Annotated in this window: 24 protein-coding genes; all 24 read left to right on the top strand. The window is 72.0% G+C overall.

The genetic code is table 11. The features are described from left to right. Window positions 1–6 precede the first annotated feature (6 nt). The gene (gene pyrR, locus QNO26_RS07200) at window positions 7–537 is read left to right on the top strand and encodes a bifunctional pyr operon transcriptional regulator/uracil phosphoribosyltransferase PyrR (RefSeq protein WP_257531001.1); all 531 of its coding nucleotides are present in this window, start codon (window positions 7–9) and stop codon (window positions 535–537) included. Continuing rightward, window positions 534–1,499, top strand: a complete 966-nt coding sequence (locus tag QNO26_RS07195) for an aspartate carbamoyltransferase catalytic subunit (protein ID WP_257531003.1) — start codon at window positions 534–536, stop codon at window positions 1,497–1,499. The genes pyrR and QNO26_RS07195 overlap by 4 nt, the downstream gene beginning before the upstream one ends. After that, entirely contained in the window at window positions 1,496–2,818 is a 1,323-nt protein-coding gene (locus QNO26_RS07190) for a dihydroorotase (protein WP_257531005.1), read from the top strand. Before QNO26_RS07195 ends, QNO26_RS07190 begins: the two co-directional genes overlap by 4 nt. Further along, window positions 2,815–3,336, top strand: a complete 522-nt coding sequence (locus tag QNO26_RS07185) for a PH-like domain-containing protein (protein ID WP_257531007.1) — start codon at window positions 2,815–2,817, stop codon at window positions 3,334–3,336. Before QNO26_RS07190 ends, QNO26_RS07185 begins: the two co-directional genes overlap by 4 nt. Next, window positions 3,333–4,487, top strand: coding sequence for a glutamine-hydrolyzing carbamoyl-phosphate synthase small subunit (carA, locus tag QNO26_RS07180; RefSeq protein WP_257531009.1), 1,155 nt, complete (start codon window positions 3,333–3,335; stop codon window positions 4,485–4,487). Before QNO26_RS07185 ends, carA begins: the two co-directional genes overlap by 4 nt. Beyond that, window positions 4,480–7,788, top strand: a complete 3,309-nt coding sequence (carB, locus tag QNO26_RS07175; protein WP_257531011.1) for a carbamoyl-phosphate synthase large subunit — start codon at window positions 4,480–4,482, stop codon at window positions 7,786–7,788. The genes carA and carB overlap by 8 nt, the downstream gene beginning before the upstream one ends. Next, a complete protein-coding gene (pyrF, locus tag QNO26_RS07170) occupies window positions 7,785–8,624 on the top strand; it encodes an orotidine-5'-phosphate decarboxylase (RefSeq protein WP_257531013.1) in 840 nt (279 codons plus the stop codon). Before carB ends, pyrF begins: the two co-directional genes overlap by 4 nt. Continuing rightward, window positions 8,617–9,513, top strand: coding sequence for a guanylate kinase (gene gmk, locus QNO26_RS07165; protein WP_257531729.1), 897 nt, complete (start codon window positions 8,617–8,619; stop codon window positions 9,511–9,513). Before pyrF ends, gmk begins: the two co-directional genes overlap by 8 nt. Window positions 9,514–9,631: 118 nt before the next feature. Continuing rightward, entirely contained in the window at window positions 9,632–9,886 is a 255-nt protein-coding gene (gene rpoZ / locus QNO26_RS07160) for a DNA-directed RNA polymerase subunit omega (RefSeq protein ID WP_257493587.1), read from the top strand. A gap of 102 nt (window positions 9,887–9,988) precedes the next feature. After that, window positions 9,989–11,185 carry a methionine adenosyltransferase gene (gene metK, locus QNO26_RS07155; protein WP_257531015.1) on the top strand — a complete coding sequence of 399 codons (1,197 nt, stop codon included), beginning with the start codon at window positions 9,989–9,991 and terminating at the stop codon, window positions 11,183–11,185. Window positions 11,186–11,202: 17 nt separating this feature from the next. After that, window positions 11,203–13,179, top strand: a complete 1,977-nt coding sequence (locus QNO26_RS07150; protein ID WP_257638359.1) for a primosomal protein N' family DNA-binding protein — start codon at window positions 11,203–11,205, stop codon at window positions 13,177–13,179. An 8-nt stretch (window positions 13,180–13,187) separates the two neighbouring features. Continuing rightward, window positions 13,188–14,117 carry a methionyl-tRNA formyltransferase gene (fmt, locus tag QNO26_RS07145; protein WP_257531019.1) on the top strand — a complete coding sequence of 310 codons (930 nt, stop codon included), beginning with the start codon at window positions 13,188–13,190 and terminating at the stop codon, window positions 14,115–14,117. Beyond that, on the top strand, window positions 14,114–15,484 hold the full coding sequence (locus QNO26_RS07140) for an RsmB/NOP family class I SAM-dependent RNA methyltransferase (protein ID WP_257531021.1): 1,371 nt from the start codon (window positions 14,114–14,116) through the stop codon (window positions 15,482–15,484). The genes fmt and QNO26_RS07140 overlap by 4 nt, the downstream gene beginning before the upstream one ends. Window positions 15,485–16,016: 532 nt before the next feature. Next, a complete protein-coding gene (rpe, locus tag QNO26_RS07135; protein ID WP_257531023.1) occupies window positions 16,017–16,694 on the top strand; it encodes a ribulose-phosphate 3-epimerase in 678 nt (225 codons plus the stop codon). Window positions 16,695–16,710: 16 nt separating this feature from the next. Further along, on the top strand, window positions 16,711–16,974 hold the full coding sequence (locus QNO26_RS07130; protein ID WP_257531025.1) for a phosphoribosyl-ATP diphosphatase: 264 nt from the start codon (window positions 16,711–16,713) through the stop codon (window positions 16,972–16,974). 41 nt (window positions 16,975–17,015) lie between these two features. Next, entirely contained in the window at window positions 17,016–17,858 is an 843-nt protein-coding gene (gene hisG, locus QNO26_RS07125) for an ATP phosphoribosyltransferase (protein WP_257638358.1), read from the top strand. Next, on the top strand, window positions 17,858–18,637 hold the full coding sequence (gene hisF / locus QNO26_RS07120; protein ID WP_257638357.1) for an imidazole glycerol phosphate synthase subunit HisF: 780 nt from the start codon (window positions 17,858–17,860) through the stop codon (window positions 18,635–18,637). The genes hisG and hisF overlap by 1 nt, the downstream gene beginning before the upstream one ends. Beyond that, complete coding sequence (gene hisI / locus QNO26_RS07115; RefSeq protein WP_257531031.1) at window positions 18,634–18,990, top strand: phosphoribosyl-AMP cyclohydrolase; 357 nt, start codon at window positions 18,634–18,636, stop codon at window positions 18,988–18,990. Before hisF ends, hisI begins: the two co-directional genes overlap by 4 nt. Further along, window positions 18,990–19,577 carry a Trp biosynthesis-associated membrane protein gene (locus QNO26_RS07110; protein WP_257531033.1) on the top strand — a complete coding sequence of 196 codons (588 nt, stop codon included), beginning with the start codon at window positions 18,990–18,992 and terminating at the stop codon, window positions 19,575–19,577. The genes hisI and QNO26_RS07110 overlap by 1 nt, the downstream gene beginning before the upstream one ends. A gap of 54 nt (window positions 19,578–19,631) precedes the next feature. Continuing rightward, window positions 19,632–19,862 (top strand): DUF6704 family protein, encoded by a 231-nt coding sequence (locus QNO26_RS07105; protein WP_257531035.1) that lies wholly within the window; start codon window positions 19,632–19,634, stop codon window positions 19,860–19,862. Between the two features lie 2 nt (window positions 19,863–19,864). Further along, a complete protein-coding gene (gene trpC / locus QNO26_RS07100) occupies window positions 19,865–20,641 on the top strand; it encodes an indole-3-glycerol phosphate synthase TrpC (RefSeq protein ID WP_257638356.1) in 777 nt (258 codons plus the stop codon). Then, entirely contained in the window at window positions 20,638–21,900 is a 1,263-nt protein-coding gene (gene trpB / locus QNO26_RS07095) for a tryptophan synthase subunit beta (RefSeq protein ID WP_257638355.1), read from the top strand. Before trpC ends, trpB begins: the two co-directional genes overlap by 4 nt. Continuing rightward, window positions 21,897–22,691: a tryptophan synthase subunit alpha gene (gene trpA / locus QNO26_RS07090; RefSeq protein WP_257531041.1), complete on the top strand. Its 795-nt coding sequence runs from the start codon at window positions 21,897–21,899 to the stop codon at window positions 22,689–22,691. Before trpB ends, trpA begins: the two co-directional genes overlap by 4 nt. A 54-nt stretch (window positions 22,692–22,745) precedes the next feature. After that, entirely contained in the window at window positions 22,746–23,735 is a 990-nt protein-coding gene (lgt, locus tag QNO26_RS07085) for a prolipoprotein diacylglyceryl transferase (protein WP_257531043.1), read from the top strand. Window positions 23,736–23,768 lie beyond the last annotated feature (33 nt).

Genomic DNA, 23,768 nt, shown 5'->3' with positions numbered 1-23,768 from the left:
CGGCGGATGAGCACGCGAACCGTGCTGCACGAGGCCGACATCGCCCGTGCGCTGACCCGCATCGCCCATGAGATCCTCGAGTCCAACCGGGGATCCGACGACCTGGTGCTCCTCGGCATCCCGACACGAGGCGTTCCCCTCGCCCGGCGCATCGCCGCGCTGGTCGGCGACTTCGGGGAGCAGAGCGTGCCCGTCGGTGCGCTGGACGTCACGATGTACCGTGACGACCTGCATCGCAATCCGACGCGCGCGCCCCAGCCCACGCAGATCCCCGAGGGCGGCATCGACGGCAAGACCGTCGTTCTCGTGGACGACGTGCTGTTCTCGGGCCGCAGCATCCGGGCCGCCCTGGATGCACTGCAGGACATCGGACGCCCCGCCGCGGTGCGCCTGGCGATCCTCGTGGACCGGGGGCACCGTGAGCTCCCGATCCGGCCCGACTTCGTGGGCAAGAACCTGCCCAGCGCGCGGGACGAGCGCGTCAACGTGCGCCTCTCCGAGGTCGACGGCGTCGAAGAGGTGACGATCGGCTCATGAGGCACCTGCTGGACACCCGCACGCTCTCCCGCACCGACGCCCTGCAGATCCTCGATGTGGCCGAGGACATGGCCGACACGCAGCGCCGCGAGATCAAGAAGCTGCCGACCCTTCGGGGCAAGACGGTGGTGAACCTGTTCTTCGAGGACTCCACCCGCACGCGCATCTCGTTCGAAGCCGCTGCGAAGCGCCTGTCGGCCGATGTCATCAACTTCTCCGCCAAGGGGTCGTCGGTGTCGAAGGGCGAGTCGCTCCAGGACACCGCCCAGACCCTGCAGGCGATGGGGGCGGATGCCGTGGTCATCCGCCACGGCGCGTCCGGCGCGCCGCAGACGCTCGCCACGAGCGGCTGGATCACCGCCGGTGTGGTCAACGCCGGCGACGGCACCCACGAGCACCCCACGCAGGCACTGCTGGACGCCTTCACGATCCGCAAGCGCTTCTACGCCGGAGACAGTCGCGGGCGGGATCTCGCAGGACTGCGCGTCGTGATCGTCGGGGACATCCTCCACTCCCGCGTTGCACGCTCCAACGTGTGGCTTCTCTCGACGCTGGGCGCACATGTGACCCTGGTGGCACCGCCCACGCTGGTGCCGCAGGATGTGTCGGCGTGGCCGGTGCAGGTGCGCTACGACCTGGACGAGGCGCTGGGCGAGGGCGTCGATGCGCTGATGATGCTGCGGATCCAGCTCGAACGCATGGGAGCGGCCTATTTCCCGACTGAACGGGAGTATTCCCGCCGGTGGGGTCTGGACGCCGGGCGCGTGGCGCGTCTGGCGCCCGATAGCATTGTCATGCACCCCGGGCCGATGAACCGGGGTCTGGAGATCTCCGCCGACGCCGCCGATTCGCCCCGCTCGACCGTGCTCGAACAGGTGACGAACGGCGTGTCCGTGCGGATGGCCGCCCTCTACCTGCTGCTGGCGGGGGAGCGCGCAGGAGCAGGAGAGGACGGACGATGAGCGAGAGCCTCCTCATCCGCGGTGCACGCATCCACGACGGGGCGGGCGTGGACCGCACCGCCGACCTCGTCATCGCCGACGGACGCATCGCCGAGGTCGGCGCCGGACTCAGCCGGGCCGGCGCGACGGTCATCGACGCCGACGGGCTGATCGCCCTGCCGGGCCTCGTCGACCTCCACACCCACCTGCGCGAACCCGGCTACGAGGCGTCCGAGACGATCCTCACCGGCTCCCGCGCCGCCGCGGCCGGCGGCTACACGGCCGTCTTCGCGATGCCCAACACCTCACCGGTGGCAGACACCGCGGGAGTGGTGGAGCAGGAGCTCGCCCTGGGCGAGGCCGCCGGATACGTCACGGTGCAGCCCATCGGCGCCGTCACGGTCGGCCAGAAGGGCGAGCGGCTGGCCGAGCTGGGCGCGATGGCCTCGTCGCGCGCTCGTGTGCGCGTGTTCAGCGACGACGGCTTCTGCGTGTGGGATCCGCTCATCATGCGCCGGGCGCTGGAGTACGTGAAGTCGTTCGACGGCGTCATCGCCCAGCATGCGCAGGACCCGCGGCTGACCGAGGGCGCCCAGATGAACGAGGGCACCGTGTCGGCCGAGCTGGGACTGGCCGGCTGGCCCGCCGTCGCGGAGGAGTCGATCATCGCCCGCGATGTGCTGCTGGCCGAGCACGTCGGCTCCCGGCTGCACGTCTGCCACCTGTCCACGGCGGGATCGGTCGACATCATCCGCTGGGCGAAGAAGCGCGGCATCGCCGTGACCGCCGAGGTCACCCCGCACCACCTGCTGCTGGACGAGGAGCTCGTGCGCGGCTACGACGCCCGCTTCAAGGTCAATCCGCCGCTGCGCCGCGCGGAGGACGTGCAGGCGGTGCGCGAAGGGCTCGCCGACGGCACCATCGACATCGTCGCGACCGACCACGCCCCGCACCCCGCCGAGGCGAAGGCGTGCGAGTGGCAGGCCGCAGCCAACGGCATGGTGGGACTCGAGAGCGCGCTGCGCGTGGTGCAGCAGGCCATGGTCGACACCGGTCTGCTCGGCTGGGACGACGTCGCGCGCGTCATGTCCACGACGCCCGCCCGCATCGGACGGCTCGCCGGCCACGGCACCGCACTTGCCGCCGGCGAGACCGCCTCGCTGACGCTGTACGACCCGGCCCCGGCGCGCGTGTTCGAGCGCAGTGACCTGCACGGCCGCAGCGTCAACTCGCCCTATCTCGGGCGCGAACTGCCCGGCGAGGTGCGCTGGACGCTGCACCGCGGCATCCCGACCGTCGCCGACGGCGTGCTGCGCGAGAACCTGGAGGTTTCGGCATGACCCGCGAAGGGGCACTGCTCATCACCGTCGGCGTGGCCCTGGTGCTGCTCGCCCTCCTCGCCTGGGGCTGGCGACGACGAACGCGACGGGATGCCGGACTCGAGCCGCCCGTCGGAGAGATCCCCGCCGGCGCCACGGTCATCGGCGTGTTCCCGGCGCTCTACGTCGCGACCACCCGCCACAATGAGCCGCTGGAGCGTCTGGCCATCCGCGGCCTGGGCTTCCGCTCGCGCGCCGATGTCACCGTCACCGACGCCGGCGTGGCGCTGGACCTCGTCGGAGCGGCACGACTGTTCATCCCGCGTGGCCGCATCGTGGCCGCATCGCAGGCGACCGTGGCCATCGACCGCGTCGTCGAGCGCGACGGCCTGGCGCGGCTGGACTGGCGCATCCCGACCGACGGCGGCGATGTCGTCGTCGACTCCTATTTCCGACCCCAGGAGACCTCTGCGCGCACGCTCGCCGACGCGCTGCGCCAGATCTCCGATTCCGCTCCCACGACAGGAGACCCCGCGTGACATCGTTCACCCGCGACCCCGCCGTCCTCGTCCTCGAAGACGGCACGCGCCACACCGGGCAGGCCTACGGCGCCCGGGGCACGACCCTCGGCGAGGTGGTGTTCGCCACCGGCATGACCGGCTACCAGGAGACCATCACCGACCCGTCCTACGCCGGCCAGATCGTGCTGCAGACCGCGCCGCACATCGGCAACACCGGCATGAACGACGAAGACCCCGAGTCCCGCCGCATCTGGGTCGCCGGCTACATCGTGCGCGACCCCTCCCGGGTCGTGTCCAACTGGCGCGCCGACACGTCGCTGGACGACGCGCTGGTGGCCGACGGCATCGTCGGGATCAGCGGCATCGACACCCGTGCCGTGACCCGCCACATCCGCTCGGCCGGCAGCATGCGCGGCGGTGTCTTCAGCGGCGACGCCGCGGCGATCGACCCGGAGGAGCAGCTGCGCATCGTGCGGGAGGCTCCCGGCATGACCGGCCGCAACCTCTCCTCCGAGGTCTCCGTCGCCGCCGCGCAGATCACCGCCGCGACGGGCGAGCGCATCGGCGCCGTCGCCGTGCTCGACCTCGGCGTCAAGCAGGCGACCGTGGCGAACCTCGCCGCGCGCGGCTTCGACGTGCACGTGCTGCCGCAGGACGTCACGATCGAGGACATCCGCGCGATCGACCCCGTCGCCGTTTTCTACTCCAACGGCCCCGGCGACCCGGCGGCATCCGACCGACACGTCGAGCTGCTGCGCGCGGTCCTCGATGAGAAGCTGCCCTTCTTCGGCATCTGCTTCGGCAACCAGCTGCTGGGCCGTGCCCTCGGGTTCGGCACCTACAAGCTGCCCTTCGGCCACCGGGGCATCAACCAGCCGGTGCTCGACAAGCAGACCGGCCGCGTGGAGATCACCGCGCACAACCACGGATTCGCCGTGGACGCGCCCATCGAGGGCGTCACCGACAGCCCCGCCGGCTATGGCCGCGTGGAGGTCAGCCACGTGGGACTCAACGACAACGTGGTGGAGGGCCTGCGGGCCCTGGACATCCCCGCCTTCTCGGTGCAGTACCACCCGGAGGCCGCCGCCGGACCCCACGACGCCAACTACCTGTTCGACCGCTTCCGCGACCTCGTGCTCGCGACCCAGGAGACCACGAAGAATGCCTAAGCGCGACGACATCAACTCCGTCCTCGTCATCGGATCCGGCCCGATCGTCATCGGTCAGGCCGCCGAGTTCGACTACTCCGGCACGCAGGCCTGCCGCGTGCTGCGTGAGGAGGGCGTGCGCGTCATCCTCGTCAACCCCAACCCGGCGACGATCATGACCGACCCGGACTTCGCCGACGCCACCTACATCGAGCCCATCACCCCCGAGGTGATCGAGACGATCATCGCCAAGGAGAAGCCCGACGCGATCCTGCCCACCCTGGGCGGCCAGACGGCGCTGAACGCCGCGATGGCCCTGGACAAGGCCGGCATCCTCGACAAATACGGCGTGGAGCTCATCGGTGCCAAGGTCGAGGCGATCGAGAAGGGCGAGGACCGCCAGATCTTCAAGCAGCTGGTGATCGACGCCGGCGCCGAAGTCGCCGCCTCCCGCATCGCCCACACGATGGACGAGGTGCTCGCGGCCGCCGACGAGCTCGGCTATCCGCTGGTGGTGCGCCCGTCGTTCACGATGGGCGGCCTCGGCTCCGGATTCGCCTACGACGAGCGCGACCTCCGTCGCATCGCCGGCGCCGGTCTGCACGACTCGCCCACGAGCGAGGTGCTGCTGGAGGAGTCGATCCTGGGCTGGAAGGAGTACGAGCTCGAGCTCATGCGCGACACGGCCGACAACACCGTCGTCGTGTGCTCCATCGAGAACGTCGACCCCGTGGGCGTGCACACCGGCGACTCGATCACCGTCGCGCCGGCGCTGACGCTCACCGACCGCGAGTACCAGAAGATGCGCGACATCGGCATCGACATCATCCGCGCGGTGGGCGTGGACACCGGCGGCTGCAACATCCAGTTCGCCGTCGACCCCGCCACCGGGCGCATCATCGTCATCGAGATGAACCCGCGCGTCTCCCGCTCGTCGGCGCTGGCCTCCAAGGCCACAGGGTTCCCCATCGCCAAGATCGCCGCGAAGCTCGCCATCGGCTACCGGCTGGACGAGATCCCCAACGACATCACCAAGGTCACGCCCGCCAGCTTCGAGCCGACCCTGGACTACGTCGTGGTGAAGGTGCCGCGCTTCAACTTCGAGAAGTTCCCCGCGGCTGATGTCACCCTCACGACCACCATGAAGTCGGTCGGCGAGGCGATGGCCATCGGCCGCAACTACGCCACGGCGCTGCAGAAGGCACTGCGCTCGCTCGAGAAGCGCGGCTCCAGCTTCCACTGGGGCGACGAAGAGCGCTCCGTCGAGGAGCTGCTGGAGGTCGCGAAGACCCCCACCGACGGACGCATCGTCGTGCTGCAGCAGGCCATGCGCAAGGGCGCGACCATCGAGCAGGCGTTCGAGGCCACCAAGATCGACCCGTGGTTCCTCGACCAGATCGTCCTCATCAACGAGGTCGCCGAGTTCGTGCGCACCGCCGGTGAGCTGGACGCCGACACGCTCCGCGCCGCCAAGGAGCACGGCTTCAGCGACGCGCAGATCGCCCAGCTGCGGGGGATCACCGAGGCCGAGGCACGCGGCATCCGCCACGCGCTGTCGATCCGCCCGGTGTACAAGACCGTCGACACCTGCGCGGGGGAGTTCCCCGCACTGACTCCGTACCACTACTCCAGCTACGACGCCGAGACCGAGATCACCCCGTCGGAGCGCACCAAGGTCGTCATCATCGGCTCCGGCCCCAACCGCATCGGTCAGGGCGTGGAGTTCGACTACTCCTGTGTGCACGCCTCGTTCGCGCTGTCGGATGCCGGCTTCGAGACGATCATGGTCAACTGCAACCCTGAGACCGTCTCGACCGACTACGACACCAGCGACCGGCTCTACTTCGAGCCGCTGACGCTCGAGGACGTCCTGGAGGTGCTGCACGCCGAGGCGCAGTCGGGCACCATCCTCGGCGTGATCTGCCAGATGGGCGGACAGACGCCGTTGAGGCTCGCGAAGGGCATCGAGGCGGCGGGCTACACCATCCTCGGCACCCAGCCCGAGGCGATCGATCTCGCCGAGGAGCGCGAGCTGTTCTCGCGCCTGCTCGACGAAGCCGGTCTCGTCGCCCCCCGCAGCGGCACCGCGATCGATGTCGACGGTGCGGTCGCGGTGGCCGAGGGCATCGGCTACCCCGTGCTGGTGCGCCCGAGCTTCGTGCTCGGCGGACGCGGCATGGAGATCGTCTACGACACCGCCAGCCTGCGCGACTACTTCGTGCGCATCGCCGACCAGGCCATCATCGGCCCCGGCATGCCGCTGCTGGTCGACCGGTTCCTCGACGACGCCGTGGAGATCGACGTCGACGCGCTCTACGACGGCAGCGACCTCTACATCGGCGGCGTCATGGAGCACCTCGAAGAGGCCGGCATCCACTCGGGCGACTCCAGCTGCACGCTGCCGCCGATGTCGCTCGGACGCGGCGAGGTCGACCGGGTGCGCGAGGCGACGCGCGCGATCGCCGAGGGCGTGGGCGTGCGGGGTCTGCTGAACGTGCAGTTCGCCGTCAGCGCGGGCGTGCTCTACGTCATCGAGGCCAACCCGCGGGCCAGCCGCACCGTGCCGTTCGTGTCCAAGGCGCTCGGCATCCCCATGGCGAAGGCTGCCGCCCGCATCATGGCGGGCACCCCCATCGCCGGGCTCATCGCCGAGGGGATGCTTCCCGAGCAGGACGGGTCCCGTGTGCCGCTGGGCGCCCCCATCGCCGTCAAGGAGGCGGTGCTGCCGTTCAAGCGCTTCCGCACCAAGGACGGCCGCATGGTCGACTCGGTCCTCGGCCCGGAGATGCGCTCGACGGGCGAAGTCATGGGCATCGACCGCGACTTCCCGACGGCGTTCGCCAAGAGCCAGGCGGCGGCCTACGGCGGCATGCCGCTGCAGGGGACCGTCTTCATCTCGGTCGCCGACGAGGACAAGCGCGGCGTGATCCTGCCCGCGCACCGCCTGCAGGAGCTCGGCTACACGATCACCGCGACCGAGGGCACCGCTGAGATCCTCGCCCGCAACGGCATCGACGTGACCGTGGTGCGCAAGTACTCCGAGACCCTCGGCGGCGATGAGCGCAACATCGTCGACCTCATCAACGCGGGCGAGATCGACATGGTCGTCAACACCCCGTCGGGCGGCATCTCCCGCGCCGACGGCTACGAGATCCGCGCCGCGGCGGTCGCCGCCGACAAGGCGCTGTTCACGACGATGGCCGTGCTCGGCGCCGCCGTCAGCGCCCTGCCCGTGCTGCGGGAGGGCTTCCGCGTGCGGAGCCTGCAGGAGTACGCCGCCGATCGCGCCGCCGCACTCGCCTCCGACCGGGGAGGACGATGACCACGTTCGGCTCCCGCCTGCGGGACGCCCTCTCCGCGAGGGGGCCCCTGTGCGTCGGGATCGACCCGCACCCTCACCTGCTCGCCGACTGGGCCCTGCCCGCGTCGGCGGCAGGGGTGCGTGAGTTCGGCCTTCGGGTGGTGGATGCCGCCGCCGGCCGCGTCGGGATCGTCAAACCCCAGGTGTCGTTCTTCGAGCAGTGGGGCTCTGCAGGATTCGCCGCGCTCGAGGATGTGCTCGCCGCCGCCCGCGCTGCCGGTCTGCTCGTCATCGCCGATGCCAAGCGCGGCGACATCGGCACCACGATGGCCGCCTACGCCGAGGCCTGGCTCACCCCGGGTTCACCGCTGGAAGCCGACGCGCTGACGGTCAGCCCGTACCTGGGGGTGGGAGCTCTCGACGGCACCCTGCGCCACGCGCTCGCGCACGGCAAAGGGGCGTTCGTGCTCGCCGCGACCAGCAATCCCGAGGCGCGTGGTCTGCAGCAGGCCGACCTCGCCGGCGCCACGGTGTCCGCGCGCGTGCTGGCGGAGGTCGCCGCGTTCAACGCGCAGGCGACGGTCGCGGGCGAGCCCGCCTCGATCGGCGTCGTCATCGGCGCCACGGTCGACCTCACCGCTTCGGGCCTGACCGCGCCGTCGCCGGCCGTGCCCGTGCTCGCTCCGGGCTTCGGCGCCCAGGGCGCGCAGCCCGAGGACCTCGCGGCGCTCCTCGGGCCCCTCACCTCGCCGGTCATCGCCAGCGAGAGCCGCAGCATCCTGTCCGCAGGACCCGCATCACTGGCCGCCCGCATCTCGGAGCGCGCGGCCCTGTACCCGGAGGTGGATCATCGCTGACGCCCAGCACCCGCCCGAGGTCGACCGCGCCGCAGCCTCCCGCCGCGCCGTGGCCGCCCGCCGCGAGCGAGCCTCGCTCAAGCGCGACGTAGCGACGCGCGTGATCTCGCCGCAGGAACTGCTGCGGCGCGCCCTGGCGGCGCCGACGTCGCCGGCCGGGGCGATGCGCGTACCGGAGTTCCTCACCGCCATCCCTGCGATCGGCGAGGGCAAACGCGACCGCATCCTGGCGCAGCTGGGCATCTCGCCCGTCAAGCGCCTGGGCGGCCTCGGCACCCGCCAGCGCGTCGCCCTGCAGCGGTTCCTCGACGAGCGCTGGCCCGAGCCGGCGCCGCGCGACGGCCGCAGTCGGCTGCTCGTGCTGGCCGGCCCCACCGCCGTCGGCAAGGGCACCGTCGCGGCCTACATCAAGGAGCATCACCCCGAGATCGTGCTGTCGGTGTCAGCGACCACGCGCGCCCCGCGGCCGGGCGAGGTCGAGGGGGAGCATTACTACTTCGTCTCCGACGCCGAGTTCGACCGCATGGTCAGCGACGGCGAGCTGCTGGAGCACGCGACGGTGCACAACCGCCACCGGTACGGCACCCCGCGCGCGCCCATCGAGGCGGCCCTCGCCGCGGGCAGCACGGTGCTTCTCGAGATCGACCTGCAGGGGGCGCGCCAGGTGCGCGCCGCGGAACCGAGCGCGACGCTGGTGTTCCTGCTGCCGCCCAGCTGGGACGAGCTGGTCGACCGGCTCGTCGGCCGCGGCACCGAGGACGCGGAGGAGCGCGCCAGGCGCCTGCGCACCGCGAAGGTGGAACTCGCTGCACAGGGGGAGTTCGACTACCGCGTCGTCAACGACGAGGTGTCCCACGCCGCCGCAGAGGTCGCCGCACTCGCGCACTGATCCACCCCCCCCTCCGGCATCCCTGCGGCAGACGCCGCGCGACGGGGTAGACTGGATGGATGCCTCGGTCCGCCGAGCGCGCAGACTTTTCCCCGACCATGACCTCAGGAGGTCCCGCATGGCCACTCGCGACCAGGGAATCATCGATCCGCCCATCGACGCACTGCTGGAGAAGGTCGACTCGAAGTACCAGCTCGTGATCTACGCATCCAAGCGGGCGCGTCAGATCAACGACTACTACTCCGACCTTCACGAGGGCAACCTCTTCGACAACGTCGGCCCGCTCGTCGACTCGACCGTCGAGGACAAGCCCCTCACGATCGCGCTGCACGAGATCCACGAGGACAAGCTGCGCCTTCGCCACGTCGACTGAGTCAGCGACCCCTGTGACGCCGTGCGGCGGCCCGCTTTCGAGCGTGTCCGCCGCACGGCGCATACTTTTGCCCACCACCACCGCCCTCGACCTGGAGCATCGATGACCGATCTGCGCCTGTTCACCTCCGAGTCCGTCACCGAGGGTCACCCAGACAAGATCTGCGACCAGATCTCCGACAGCATCCTCGACGCGATCCTCACCGAGGACCCGAACGGCCGCGTCGCGGTGGAGACGCTCGTCACCACCGGGCTCGTGCATGTCGCGGGCGAGGTCTCCACGAGCGCCTACGTCGAGATCCCCGCCATCGTGCGCGAGGTCGTCAACCGCATCGGGTACACCTCGAGCGACGCCGGCTTCGACGGCAACTCGTGCGGCGTGAGCGTGTCGATCGGCGCGCAGTCCTCCGACATCGCCGCCGGCGTCGACAAGGCGTTCGAGCGGCGCGAGGACGGCTCCGACGACCCGCACGACCTGCAGGGTGCGGGCGACCAGGGCATCATGTTCGGCTACGCCACCGACGAGACCCCGCAGTTCATGCCCATGGCCATCTGGACCGCGCATCGCATCGCCGAGAGGCTCGCCGCGGTGCGCCGTTCCGGGGCGCTGCCGTTCCTGCGGCCCGACGGCAAGACGCAGGTCACCCTCGGGTACGACGGTCACACCCCCGTGACGGTGGAGTCCGTGGTGCTGTCCACGCAGCATCAGGCCGACATCTCGCAGAAGGCACTGCGCGCGGCCGTCCGCGCCGAGGTCATCGACCCCGTGCTGGAGGAGACCGGTCTGGCCATGCCCGACGTGCGCTACTTCATCAACCCCGCCGGTCCGTTCGTCACCGGCGGACCCAAGGGCGACGCCGGGCTCACCGGCCGCAAGATCATCATCGACACCTACGGTGGCGCGTCCCGTCACGGCGGCGGCGCCTTCAGCGGCAAGGACCCGTCGAAGGTCGACCGCTCGGCCGCCTACGCCATGCGCTGGGTCGCCAAGAACGCCGTCGCCGCCGGGCTCGCCGAGCGACTGGAGGTGCAGGTGGCGTATGCCATCGGCAAGGCCAAGCCCGTGGGCCTCTACGTGGAGACGTTCGGCACCGGGCAGGTCTCGGACGAGACGATCCGCCGCGCCATCCGCGAGGTGTTCGACCTGCGCCCGAAGGCGATCATCGACCAGCTCGACCTGCTGCGCCCCATCTACGCGCAGACCGCCGCCTACGGCCACTTCGGCCGCGAGCTGCCGGACTTCACGTGGGAGCGCACCGACCGCGTCGACGAGCTGCGCGCGGCCGCCGGGCTGTCCTGACAGACCCGGGCACCGAGATGACCACCCGACGCGTGGCGCGCGTGCTCATCGATTCGCCCCTGCCGCAGCTGGACCGGCTGTTCGACTACGAGGTCCCCGACGAACTGGTGTCCGCCGTGACGCCCGGTGTCCGCGTGCGCGTGCCGCTGCGCACGGCAGGCCGTCTCGTCGACGCGTACGTGATCGAGGTCGACGAAGCGGATGCCGCAGGGCGCCCGCTGTCGCGGGTGGATTCGGTGATCTCCACCGTGGCGGTGCTGCCGCCCGGGCTGTATGCGCTCGCCCGCCGTGCGGCCGATCGTGCGGCGGGATCCGCATCGGACATCCTGCGATTGGCGATCCCCAAGCGCATGGTGCGCGCCGAGAAGACGTGGCTCGCCGCAGGCCCGGTCACCGCACCCGTCGTCGCCGACGCGGACGTCGCCTGGTCCGCCGACGTGCTGGCGACGTTCCCCGGCCTCGCCGAGGCGCTCCTCGACGGCGAGCGCCTCGCCCTCGACGCCCCGCCGCATCCGGTGACGCTCGCATCGGGGGAGACCGTCGGAGCGTGGGCTCAGCTGCTGGCCGCGGCGGCCGTCCGCACGCTGGCCGCTGGGCGCAGTGCGGTGCTGGTCGTGCCCGACCACCGCGACCAGGGCCAGCTCGAACAGGCCCTCGCCGCTCGCGTTCCCGCCGGCGCACTCGTGCGTGACGACGCGCGGCGGTCGGGCCCCGAGCGCTACGCCTCGTACCTGCGCGTGCTCACCGACCAGCCCTGCATCGTGGTGGGCAATCGCTCGACCGTGTACGCGCCGGTGCACGCGCCCGGGCTGGTGGCGATCTGGGACGACGGCGATCCGCTGCTCGCCGAGCCGCTGAGTCCCGGCGTGCATGCCCGTGACGCCGCCCTGGTGCGCCAGGAGCTCGACGGCGCCGCCCTGCTCTTCGCCGGGCACACCCGCACCACCGACGCGGAGCGCCTCGTCGCGATCGGCTGGGTGCGGGACGTGCCCGCCCGCCGGCGCACGAGTCCGCGCGTCGTGCTCTCGGCCACACGCGAAGGAGAGGCCCAGGGCGCGCGGGTGCCGTCTTCCGCCTTCGCGGCCGCGCGGGAGGGACTGGCCGCCGGTCCCGTCCTCGTGCAGGTGTCGCGCCCCGGGTATGCGCCCGTGCTCGTCTGCGCGGACTGCCGCACACCTGCCCGCTGCCCCCACTGCGCCGGCCCCCTGCGCGCGCGTCGCCCCGGCGCCGTGCCCGAGTGCGCGGTGTGCGGCCGCAACGCCCCCGCCTGGAAGTGCGCGAACTGCGAGAGCACGCGACTGCGCATGGCGTCGGCGGGGAGCGAGCGCACCGCCGACGAGCTGGGGAGGGCTTTCCCGAACACGCGTGTCATCGTCGCCGACGGCGTGCATCCCGTGACGCACGTCGACGCCAAGCCCGCCCTCGTGATCGCCACCCGGGGAGCGGAGCCGATCGCAGCGGGCGGCTACCGCGCGGTCGTCCTGCTCGACGGCGACCGCATGCTCATGGCCGACGACCTGCGCATCGGCGAATCGTGCCTGCGGTGGTGGTCCAACGCGGCCGCGCTGGCCGCCCCCGGCGCCCCCGTGCATCTCGTGAGCGTCACGGGCGCCGTCGCGCGGGCACTGGCCACGTGGACCCAGGCCGCCTACGCCCGCACCGAACTCGCCGAACGCGCACCGCTGCACATGCCCCCCGTGGTGCGCGTGGCCACCGTCGACGGCTCCACCGAGGCGGTGCGGACGTGCCTCGACACCCTGCGTGCGGACGTCCCCACCCTCACCGACGAGGCGATCCTGGGTCCGGTGAGCACCGAAGCCGGCGCGCGCGCGGTGGTGCGCTTCGACTACGGACTGGGCCGCGCCGTCGCCGAATCCCTGCGCTCGGCGGTCGTCGCCGACGCGCTGCGCGCACGACGCTCCGCGAAGGGACGCCCGGGCCCGGCCCGTGCGACCCTGAGAGTACGCGTCGACGTCCCCGACCTGGATCTGTAAGGAGCCTCATGCGTCTCGTCTTCGCGGGTACCCCCGAACCCGCCGTCCCGTCCCTCCACGCCCTCGTCGCCGCGCCCGGCCACGACGTCGTCGGCGTCGTGACGCGCACCGATGCGCCGCTCGGCCGCAAGCGCGTGCTGACGCCGTCGCCCGTCGCGCAGGCCGCGGCCGAACGCGGCATCCCCACGATCAAAACCGATCGCCTCGATGCGGCGGCGACGGATGCCATCGGCGCCCTGCAGCCCGAACTCGGCGTGATCGTCGCCTACGGCGGGCTCGTTCGCGAACCCCTGCTGTCCCTGCCGCCCCACGGCTGGATCAATCTGCACTTCTCCCTGCTGCCGCGCTGGCGGGGCGCCGCTCCCGTGCAGCACGCGCTCATCGCGGGCGATCGCACCACGGGCGCGAGCGTGTTCCAGCTCGTGGCCGAGCTCGACGCGGGCGATGTCTACGGCGAGGTCGCCTACGACGTGCCCGCCGGTGCCACGGCCGGAGAACTGCTCACGACCCTCGCCGACATGGGCGCCGGGCTGCTCGTCGACGTCGTCGACGCCATCGCCGCCGGCACCGCGCGCGCCGTCCCGCAGGTGGGGGACCCCACGTACGCCGGCAAGCTGACCCTCGCCGACGGCGCGCTCGATTGGCATCAGCCCGCGCGCCGCGTCGTGGATCGGGTGCACGGGACGACCCCCGAGCCCGGCGCTCACACGACGGTGGACGGGCAGCGGCTGAAGGTGCTCGGAGCCGAGGTCGTCGAAACCGCCGAGGTCGCCGATCTCGCTCCCGGACGCATCGGGCTCGTCGGGCGCGATGTCGTCGTGGGGACGACGGATGGGGGAGTGCGCCTGGTGCGCGTGCAGCCTGCGGGGAAGGGCGCGATGGATGCCGCCGACTGGTGGCGCGGCGCGCGGCTGACCGATGCGGTGGCCGGATCATGAGCGGCGCGACCCTCGCGCGCCGGGTGGCGTTCGAAACCCTCCGCGGCGTGCACGAATCCGACGCGTACGCGAATCTGCTGCTGCCGCGGGAGATCCGAGCGGCGGGCCTGACGCCGGCCGACGCAGGGCTGGCGACCGAGCTCACCTACGGCACCCTCCGCCGCCAGGGGACCTACGACGCGATCATCGCCGCCGCCGCCGACCGCTCGCCCGACGACATCGACCCGCCGGTGCTCGATGCGCTGCGGCTGGGCGTGCACCAGCTGCTGTCCACACGGGTGGCCTCGCACGCCGCGGTGAATGAGTCCGTCGCGCTCGCGCGTGACGCCGCCGGCCAGGGCGCGGCCGGTTTCGTCAACGCGGTGCTGCGGCGGGTGTCGCGGGAGACCCCCGGCGACTGGATGCAGCGCATCACCGCCGCCGCCCGCTCGGACGACGAGCGGCTGGGGCTGCAGTACGCGCACCCGGTCTGGGTGATCAGGGCGCTGCGACGTGCACTGGCCGCCGAGGGGCGCGCCGACGAGCTCGACGACCTGCTCGCGGCCGACAACGCCTCGCCACAGGTCACGATGGCGGCGCTGCCGGGACTGGCGGAGATCCCCGCCGACGCGCAGCGCACCCCGTATTCGCCCTTCGGCTTCCGCTCGGGCGGCGGTGCCCCCGAGGCGCTGATCTCTCGCGCCGGTGGCCGCATCCGCGTGCAGGACGAGGGCTCGCAGCTCGCGGCGCTCGCCCTGGTCGCCGCGGCTCCGGTGCGGCAGGGGGAGCGCTGGCTCGACCTGTGCGCCGGCCCCGGCGGCAAGACGGCGATCCTCGCCGCCGAGGCGCTGGAGCGCGGCGCGCACCTCGAGGCCAACGAGCCCTCCGCCGTGCGCGCCCGCCTCGTGCGGGACTCCGTCGCGGGCATCCCCGTGGAGGTGCCCGTCAGCGAGACCGACGGACGCGAGCGTGCGGCCGCGACACCCGGGGCGTACGACCGCATCCTCGTCGATGCGCCGTGCACGGGGCTCGGAGCGCTGCGTCGCCGACCCGAAGCACGGTGGCGCAAGAGCCCGGCGGACATCCCCGAGCTCACCGACCTGCAGCTGGGGCTCGCCTCGGCCGCGGTCGGGGCACTGCGCCCCGGCGGCATCCTCGCCTACGTGACGTGCTCCCCGCATCTGGCGGAGACGGCCGCGATCACCGCGGAGCTGCGCCGTGCGTTCGGCGACGAGGTGACGGAGCTCGACGCGCGCGCCATCGTGTCGTCGGCGTCCCGCACCCCGCTGGATCTGCCCCCGCAGACCGACGGCTCCGGCCGCGCGCAGCTGTGGCCGCACCGCCACGGCACCGACGCGATGTCGATCACGCTGCTGCAGCGTCGCTGACCCCGCCGCCCGCGCCGCGCCGCCCGCCGCGCGCCGCGGGCGGTCGCCGCGCGCCGCGGGCGGTCGCCGCGCGCCGCGGGCGGGAGCGGCTCGCGGCGGGCGGGAGCCGCTCGAGTGTCACATCCGCACGGTGCGGCCCCGCCCCACCCACCATTCACGACACCCGAGCAGCCCCGGCGCAGCGCCACGGCTGCGATGCGGTGTCGATCACGCTCCTGCGGCGTCGCTGACCCCGCCGCGCGCCGCGCGAGCCGCGCTGGGTGCGGGAGCCGCTCCCGGCGGCCAGGAGCCGCTCGTGTGTCGCATCCGCGCAGTGCAGCCACGCGGGCACCCGCCATTCGCGACACACGAGCAGCCCGGGGTGCGGGCGGGACCCGCTCTTGTGTCGCGTCCGCACAGCGCGGACCCGCGGCAGCGGCCATTCGCGACACCCGAGCAGCGCTGGGCGCGACCCGCGCGGAGCGCCGGGCGCGGCCCGCGCGCAGCGACCCGCGCGGAGCAGCGGGCGCGGCGGGGGCGGGATAATGGGGGAGTGACCGCCACCGCCGACGTCCGCGTCAATCCGAGCATCCTCGCCGCCGATTTCGTGAACATGCAGGCGGAGCTCGCCCGCATCGCCACCGCCGACTTCGTGCACGTCGACGTCATGGACAACCATTTCGTCCCGAACCTCACGTTCGGCCCGCAGATGGTCGGCCGCATCCAGCAGACGAGCCCCGTGCCGCTCGACGTCCACCTGATGATCGACGACCCTGCCCGGTGGGCGCCGGAGTACGCCGAGCTCGGCGCGGCGTCGGTGACCTTCCACCTCGAGGCCGCCACCGATCCCGTCGCCCTCGCCCGCCGCCTGCGCGCCATCGGCGCGCGTGCGGGCGTCGCCGTCAAGCCGGGCACCCCGGTGGAGGGCCTGTTCGAGGTGCTCGACGAGTTCGACCAGATCCTGGTGATGACCGTGGAGCCCGGATTCGGCGGCCAGTCGTTCATGCCCGAGACCATGCCCAAGCTGCGCTCGCTCGCCGACGAGGCCCGCCGGCGCGGAAGCGCCGTGTGGCTGCAGGTCGACGGCGGCATCGGCGAATCGACCATCGCACAGGCCGCCGAAGCGGGCGCCGACACGTTCGTCGCGGGCTCCGCGGTGTTCGGCGCCGCCGACCCGCAGGCCGCGATCACGGCCCTCCGCTCCGCGGCCGCGCTCGCCCACCGGCACTGACGGGTAACCTGTCAGAGTGAAGACGTTCGACGCCCTGTTCGCCGAGCTGTCCGCCAAGGCGGAGCAGCGCCCCGAGGGATCGGGCACCGTGGCCGAGCTGGATGCCGGTGTCCACGCGATCGGGAAGAAGATCGTCGAAGAGGCCGCCGAGGTGTGGATGGCCGCGGAGTACGAGTCGCAGGATGCCGCCGCTGAGGAGATCTCGCAGCTGCTGTACCACCTGCAGGTGCTGATGCTGGCCAAGGGCCTGAGCCTGCAGGACGTCTACCGACATCTGTGAGCCCCGCTCCCGATCCGCCCTCCCCTCACCGAAAGCTCCCCATGCTGCGAATCGCCGTGCCGAACAAGGGCTCGCTGGCCGACACCGCCGCCGACATGCTCGCCGAAGCGGGCTACACCGGCCGTCGTGACCCGAAGGACCTGCACGTCATCGACCCGGTCAACGAGGTCGAGTTCTTCTATCTGCGTCCCAAGGACATCGCGACCTACGTCGGCTCCGGCGCGCTGGATGTCGGCATCACCGGCCGCGACCTGCTGCTGGATGCCCGCATGCCGGGTGCCCGCGAGATCGAGGCTCTCGGGTTCGGCGCGTCGACGTTCCGCTTTGCCGGCCCTCCCGGACGATTCACCGCCCTCGCCGACCTCGACGGGCTGCGCGTCGCCACCGCCTACCCGGGCCTCGTGGACGCATACCTCGACGAGCGCGGCGTGGCCGTGGACCTCGTCCCGCTCGACGGCGCGGTCGAATCCGCCGTGCAGCTGGGCGTCGCCGACGCCGTCGCCGATGTCGTCTCGACGGGCACGACCCTGCGCCAGGCGGGGCTCGAGATCTTCGGTCCCGTGCTGCTGCAGTCCGAGGCGGTGCTGATCGGATCTCCCCGCGAGGCGGACGGCACCGAGACCCTGCTGCGGCGCCTGCGCGGCGTCATGGTCGCGCGCCGGTACGTCATGGTCGACTACGACCTGCCGGCATCCCTCGTCGACGAGGCCGTCGCGATCGCCGGCGGCATCGAGTCCCCGACCATCTCGCCGCTGCGCGATCCGGCCTGGGTCGCAGTGCGCGTCATGGTCGAGCGTCGTCGGGTGAACCAGATCATGGATGCCCTCTATGCGATCGGCGCCCGCGCGATCCTGGTGACCGCGATCCACAACGCGAGGCTCTGATGACGCTGGCCTGCCGCGTCATCCCCTGCCTCGACGTCGCCGCCGGGCGCGTGGTGAAGGGCGTGAACTTCGAGAACCTGCGCGACATGGGCGATCCCGTCGAGCTGGCACGACTGTACTTCGCGCAGGGCGCCGACGAGATCACCTTCCTCGACGTGACCGCCACGGTCGACCAGCGCGCGACGACCTACGACGTCGTGCGCCGCACCGCCGAAGAGGTGTTCATCCCGCTCACCGTCGGCGGGGGAGTGCGCACCGTCGACGACGTCGCGCGGCTGCTGGCGGTGGGCGCCGACAAGATCGGGGTGAACTCCGCCGCCATCGCGCGCCCCGCGCTCATCGACGAGATCGCCGACCGCTTCGGCGCCCAGGTGCTCGTGCTGTCGCTCGATGTCACGCGCTCGCCCGATACCGCGTCGGGCTTCGTCGTGACCACCCACGGCGGCCGCACCCGCACCCAGCTCGATGCGCTCGACTGGGCCCGCGAGGCCATCGCGCGCGGCGCAGGCGAACTGCTCGTCAATTCCATCGACGCCGACGGCACGAAGCAGGGCTTCGACCTCGAGCTGATCGGCGCCATGCGCGAGCTCTCCCGTGTGCCGGTGATCGCCTCGGGCGGCGCCGGCGACGTCACGCACTTCGCGCCGGCGGTGCACGCGGGCGCGGACGCGGTGCTCGCCGCGTCGGTGTTCCACTCCGGGCAGCTCACCGTCGGCGAGGTCAAGGACGCATTGGCCGCCGACGGCATCGTCGTGCGCACGCAGCAGGTGATGTCATGACCGACGATCTCGACGCCCGCATCGCGCGCGTGCGATTCGACGAGCAGGGGCTGGTCGCCGCGATCATCCAGCAGTGGGACACCGGTGAGGTGCTCATGCTGGCGTGGATGGATGCCGAGGCGCTGCGCCGCACGCTGACCACCGGCCGGGTGACCTTCTGGTCCCGCTCTCGTCAGGAGTACTGGCGCAAGGGCGACACCTCGGGCCACATCCAGCTCGTGCGCGGGGCGCGGCTCGATTGCGATGGCGACGCCGTGCTCGTGCAGGTCGAGCAGGTCGGCGCGGCATGCCACACCGGCACGCGCACCTGCTTCGACGCCGACGATCTGCACCCCGTGACGGAGACGCCGTGATGCGGCGCGCCCGACTGCTCGCGGTGCTCGCCACCGTGATCGGCGGCGGTGTCGCGGTCATCGCGTCCACCCAGACCTGGCTCGACGTCACCCTCGACGACGGCGCCGCCCACACCCTCGCGGTGCCCGGCGCCTCGGCGGTGCCGGTGCTCGCTCCACTGGGTTTGACGGCCCTGGCGCTGGGGCTGGCCCTCACCGTCGTCGGCCCGGTGCTGCGGTACGTCTTCGGCGTCATCGCGCTGGCCGCGGGCGGCATGCTCCTCGCGCTCGTCTGGTCCGTCGCCGTGAACCCCCCGGTGTCGGCCGTGGCCTCGACGGTGACCGAGGCGACCGGGCTCAGCGGGCTCGGCGCGGTGTCGTCCCTGGTCGCCCGCATCGACGCCACGGTGTGGCCGTGGGCCGGCCTCGCCGGATCCCTGCTCATCACCGCCGCCGGCATCATCACGCTCGCCACGGCGCACCGCTGGCGGGGCGCCGGCCGCCGCTACCGCGCCGACACGACCGTCCCCGGCCCCGCGGCATCCCGCCCCCATGACGCGATCGACTCGTGGGACGACCTGTCCCACGGCGCGGACCCGACTGCCTGACCCCGCTAGACTGATCCGAGCGGCCGCCCCGCCGCTCGCACGCGAAGGAGACCCATGAGCAACCACATCGGCGACCCCGGCCACGGACACTCCCCGGCAGCGTGGACCGCCGTCGTCATCATGCTGCTCGCCTTCGTGCTCGGCACGCTCTTCTTCTGGCTCGACATGCCCGCGCTCGTCTGGGCCTCGGCCGGACTGCTCGTCGTCGGCGCCATCGTCGGCTGGGCCATGGCCAAGGCCGGCTACGGGGCCCACGGCGACAAGTACGCCCCGAAGCAGCATTGACCATGCTCGCGGGCCTGACGGCCGGCGCGGTGGAGGATGCCGAAGAGCGCGCCCGACTGCGGCCGCTCGCCGAGGTCGAGACGCTCGCCCTCGCTCAGCCTCCCGCGCGTGACGCGCTGAGCGCTCTGGCGCCGGCGGACCGCGTCAAGATCATCGCCGAGGTCAAGCGTGCGAGCCCTTCGCGCGGCGACCTGGCGGAGATCCCCGATCCCGCCTACCAGGCCTCGCTCTACGAGGCCGGGGGAGCGAGCGCGATCTCGGTGCTGACAGAGGGGCGCCGCTTCAAGGGCAGCCTCGCCGACCTCGAGGCGGTCAAGGCCGCCGTGTCGCTGCCGGTGCTGCGCAAGGACTTCATCGCGACGCCCTACCAGGTGCTCGAAGCCAGGGCGTCGGGGGCTGACCTCGTGCTGCTGATCGTCGCGGCCCTCGACCAGCCGCTGCTCGCGCGGCTGCACGACATGGTGCTCGAACTGGGCATGACGCCGCTGGCCGAGACCCACTCCCTCGTCGAGGTGCAGCGCGCGGCCGACATCGGCGCGCGCCTGGTCGGCGTCAACGCCCGCGACCTGTCGACCTTCGAACTCGACCGCGACCTCTTCGGCCGCCTCGCCGAGCACCTCCCGGCGGATGCCGTGAAGATCGCCGAGTCCGCCGTGCTCACCCCCGCCGACGTCGCCCACTACCGTGGCGCCGGCGCCGACGTCGTCCTCATCGGGGAGGCGCTGGTCACCGGCGACCCCGTGGCGACCCTCACTGCTTTCCTGGAGGCCGGCTCATGAGTCTGCGCGACGCTGCAGGTCCCTACTTCGGCGACTTCGGCGGGCGGTACATGCCCGAGTCGCTCATCGCCGCGATCGACGAGCTGACCGCCGTCTACGAGGCGGCCAAATCCGACCCCACGTTCGAAGACGAGTTCCAGCGCCTGCTGCGCTCCTACGCCGGCCGGCCATCGCCTCTCACGGAGGTGCCGCGGTTCGCCGAGCATGCCGGCGGCGCACGGGTCTTCCTCAAGCGCGAGGACCTCAACCACACCGGATCCCACAAGATCAACAACGTCATCGGGCAGGCTCTGCTCACCAAGCGGCTCGGCAAGACGCGCGTCATCGCCGAGACCGGCGCGGGTCAGCACGGTGTGGCGACGGCGACCGCGGCCGCCCTCTTCGGGTTCGACTGCACGATCTACATGGGCGAGGTCGACACCGAGCGACAGGCGCTCAACGTCGCCCGCATGCGCCTGCTCGGCGCCGAGGTGATCCCGGTCACGACGGGCTCCCGCACGCTGAAGGATGCCATCAACGAGGCATACCGCGACTGGGTCGCGAGCGTCGAGACGACCAACTACATCTTCGGCACCGCCGCGGGCCCGCATCCGTTCCCCGCGATGGTGCGCGACTTCCAGAAGATCATCAGCGAAGAGGCCCGCGCGCAGCTGCTCGACGAGGTCGGACGCCTGCCCGATGCCGTCGTCGCCTGCGTGGGCGGCGGCTCCAACGCGATCGGCATGTTCGACGCGTTCCTCGACGACGAGGGCGTGCGCCTCTACGGTGTGGAGGCGGCCGGCGACGGCGTGGACACGCCGCGCCACGCGGCATCCATCGAACGCGGTCGTCCCGGCGTGCTGCACGGTGCGAAGACGTTCGTGCTGCAGGACGAAGACGGCCAGACCGTGGAGTCGCACTCGATCTCGGCCGGGCTCGACTATCCCGGTGTCGGACCCGCGCACGCCTGGCTGTCGTCGATCGGCCGCGCCGAGTACATCCCGGCCACCGACGCCGAGGCGATGGAAGCACTGCGCCTGCTCAGCCGCACCGAGGGGATCATCCCCGCGATCGAGTCCGCGCACGCCCTCGCGGGCGCGATGCGCCTCGGCCGTGAACTCGGCCCGGATGCCGTCATCGCCGTGAGCCTGTCGGGCCGCGGCGACAAGGACATGGACACGGCCGCCCGCTGGTTCGGGCTCTACAGCGACGAGGCCCCGGCGCCCGTCGTCACACCGCCCGAGGACGAAGCCGCCTCCGGAGAGGGGATCGAGCTGTGACCTCTCGCGTCGCCGCCGCAATCGACGCCGCCGCTGCCGCAGGGCGCACGGCGTTCGTGGGCTATCTGCCGCTGGGCTTCCCCGACCTGCAGACGAGCATCGAGGCCGCTGTCACCCTCGCCGAGAACGGCGCCGACATCCTCGAACTCGGTCCGCCCTACTCCGATCCGGTGATGGACGGCACGGTCATCCAGGAAGCGACCCAGGCGGCCCTCGCCGGCGGCTTCCGCCTGCGGGACATCTTCACCGCGGTGCGTGAGATCACCGCGCGCGTCGATGTGCCGGTGCTGGTGATGACCTACTGGAACCCGGTCATGCAGTACGGCGTCGACCGCTACGCCGACGATCTCCTCGCCGCCGGGGGAGCGGGCCTCATCACGCCCGACATCACCCCCGACGCCGCAGCCGAGTGGATCGCCGCTTCCGAGCGCACCGGCCTCGACCGCGTGTTCCTGGCTGCGCCCACCTCCACCGACGAACGCCTGGACCTCATCGTCCAGGCATCCACGGGCTTCGTCTACACCGTCTCGACGATGGGCATCACCGGGGAGCGCGCGGAACTGGACGCCGCAGCCCGCACGCTGGTGCAGCGGCTGCGCGAGCACAGCTGCCGCCGTGCATGCGTCGGCATCGGCATCTCGACGCCGGATCAGGTCGCGGGTGTGGGCGCGTACGCCGACGGCGCGATCGTCGGCACGGCCCTCGTGCGCGCGCTGCGCGACGGCGGTCTCGACGCCCTGGCGGCGACGGCGCGCGCGCTCACCTCGGGATCCGCCGCGCACGCGAACTAGACTTTCCCCCGCCGGCGTGGCGCCGGCACTCCGAACGCAAGGACACGGTTCACCATGATCACCGCCGCCGCGAGCGTCGTCGCCAGCATTCCCAGCCCCTCGGTCAGCTACTGGGAGCTCGGTCCGCTGCGCATCTACTTCTACGCGTTGTGCATCATCGCCGGCATCATCGCCGCGGTCCTGCTCACGAACCACAGGCTCACCAAGCGGGGCGCGGAGCCCTGGGTCGTCATCGACGTGTCCCTTCCCGCCGTGATCCTCGGCATCGTCGGAGCCCGCATCTTCCACGTGGCCACGCACCCCGGCTTCTACTTCGCCGAGGGTCGGCAGTGGTGGAACCCCTTCGAGCAGGATGCCATCTGGAACGTCTGGGACGGAGGCATCGCCATCTTCGGCGCGCTCATCGGCGGTGCGGTCGGCGCCTGGATCGGATGCCGCTGGACCGGTCTGCGATTCTGGAGCTTCGCCGACGCCCTGGCGCCCGGCCTGCTGCTCGCACAGGCACTGGGTCGGTTCGGCAACTGGTTCAACCAGGAGCTCTACGGCGTGCCCACCGACCTGCCGTGGGGTCTGGAGATCGATTACCCCAACGCCGCCTGGCCCGCCGGCCTCCCCGAGGGGACGCTCTTCCACCCCACGTTCCTGTACGAGGTGCTGTGGAACCTGCTGGGCGTCGTGGTGCTGCTGTGGGCAGGCCGCAAGCTCCGCCTGCAGTGGGGCCGCCTCTTCGGCCTGTACCTGGTGTGGTACTGCGCAGGACGCGTCGTCTGGGAGTCGATCCGCATCGATCCCAGCGAGATCTTCTTCGGGCTGCGCACCAACGTCTGGGCGGCGATCCTCGGCATCGTGGTGGGGCTCGCCATCATCATCGTGCAGCAGCGCCGCCACACCGGGTGGGAGCCGTCGGTCTACGTTCCCGGCCGGCAGTGGCACCCCGACGGGGCTGTACAATCGCAGAACAGCGAGGACTTCGTCGACGTGAGCGCACCCCCCGCGTCCGAAGCCCCCGAGGAGACAGCCACAAGCGCAGTTCCCGCCAAGTAACAGCCAGGGCCGACGTCGTCCCGTCTTGAGTCT

The organism is Microbacterium sp. zg-Y1090, from assembly GCF_030246945.1.
Lineage (GTDB): Bacteria > Actinomycetota > Actinomycetes > Actinomycetales > Microbacteriaceae > Microbacterium > Microbacterium wangruii.
The sequence above is the reverse complement of the archived record's forward strand: the minus strand, read 5'-3'. Positions and strand labels throughout refer to the sequence as shown.

Coding starts and splice junctions, on each gene's coding strand:
- pyrR (WP_257531001.1), top strand. CDS start 7: ATGAGCACGCGAACCGTGCTGCACGAGGCCGACATCGCCCGTGCGCTG.
- QNO26_RS07195 (WP_257531003.1), top strand. CDS start 534: ATGAGGCACCTGCTGGACACCCGCACGCTCTCCCGCACCGACGCCCTG.
- QNO26_RS07190 (WP_257531005.1), top strand. CDS start 1,496: ATGAGCGAGAGCCTCCTCATCCGCGGTGCACGCATCCACGACGGGGCG.
- QNO26_RS07185 (WP_257531007.1), top strand. CDS start 2,815: ATGACCCGCGAAGGGGCACTGCTCATCACCGTCGGCGTGGCCCTGGTG.
- carB (WP_257531011.1), top strand. CDS start 4,480: ATGCCTAAGCGCGACGACATCAACTCCGTCCTCGTCATCGGATCCGGC.
- pyrF (WP_257531013.1), top strand. CDS start 7,785: ATGACCACGTTCGGCTCCCGCCTGCGGGACGCCCTCTCCGCGAGGGGG.
- rpoZ (WP_257493587.1), top strand. CDS start 9,632: ATGGCCACTCGCGACCAGGGAATCATCGATCCGCCCATCGACGCACTG.
- metK (WP_257531015.1), top strand. CDS start 9,989: ATGACCGATCTGCGCCTGTTCACCTCCGAGTCCGTCACCGAGGGTCAC.
- QNO26_RS07150 (WP_257638359.1), top strand. CDS start 11,203: ATGACCACCCGACGCGTGGCGCGCGTGCTCATCGATTCGCCCCTGCCG.
- fmt (WP_257531019.1), top strand. CDS start 13,188: ATGCGTCTCGTCTTCGCGGGTACCCCCGAACCCGCCGTCCCGTCCCTC.
- QNO26_RS07140 (WP_257531021.1), top strand. CDS start 14,114: ATGAGCGGCGCGACCCTCGCGCGCCGGGTGGCGTTCGAAACCCTCCGC.
- hisG (WP_257638358.1), top strand. CDS start 17,016: ATGCTGCGAATCGCCGTGCCGAACAAGGGCTCGCTGGCCGACACCGCC.
- hisF (WP_257638357.1), top strand. CDS start 17,858: ATGACGCTGGCCTGCCGCGTCATCCCCTGCCTCGACGTCGCCGCCGGG.
- hisI (WP_257531031.1), top strand. CDS start 18,634: ATGACCGACGATCTCGACGCCCGCATCGCGCGCGTGCGATTCGACGAG.
- QNO26_RS07110 (WP_257531033.1), top strand. CDS start 18,990: ATGCGGCGCGCCCGACTGCTCGCGGTGCTCGCCACCGTGATCGGCGGC.
- QNO26_RS07105 (WP_257531035.1), top strand. CDS start 19,632: ATGAGCAACCACATCGGCGACCCCGGCCACGGACACTCCCCGGCAGCG.
- trpC (WP_257638356.1), top strand. CDS start 19,865: ATGCTCGCGGGCCTGACGGCCGGCGCGGTGGAGGATGCCGAAGAGCGC.
- trpB (WP_257638355.1), top strand. CDS start 20,638: ATGAGTCTGCGCGACGCTGCAGGTCCCTACTTCGGCGACTTCGGCGGG.
- lgt (WP_257531043.1), top strand. CDS start 22,746: ATGATCACCGCCGCCGCGAGCGTCGTCGCCAGCATTCCCAGCCCCTCG.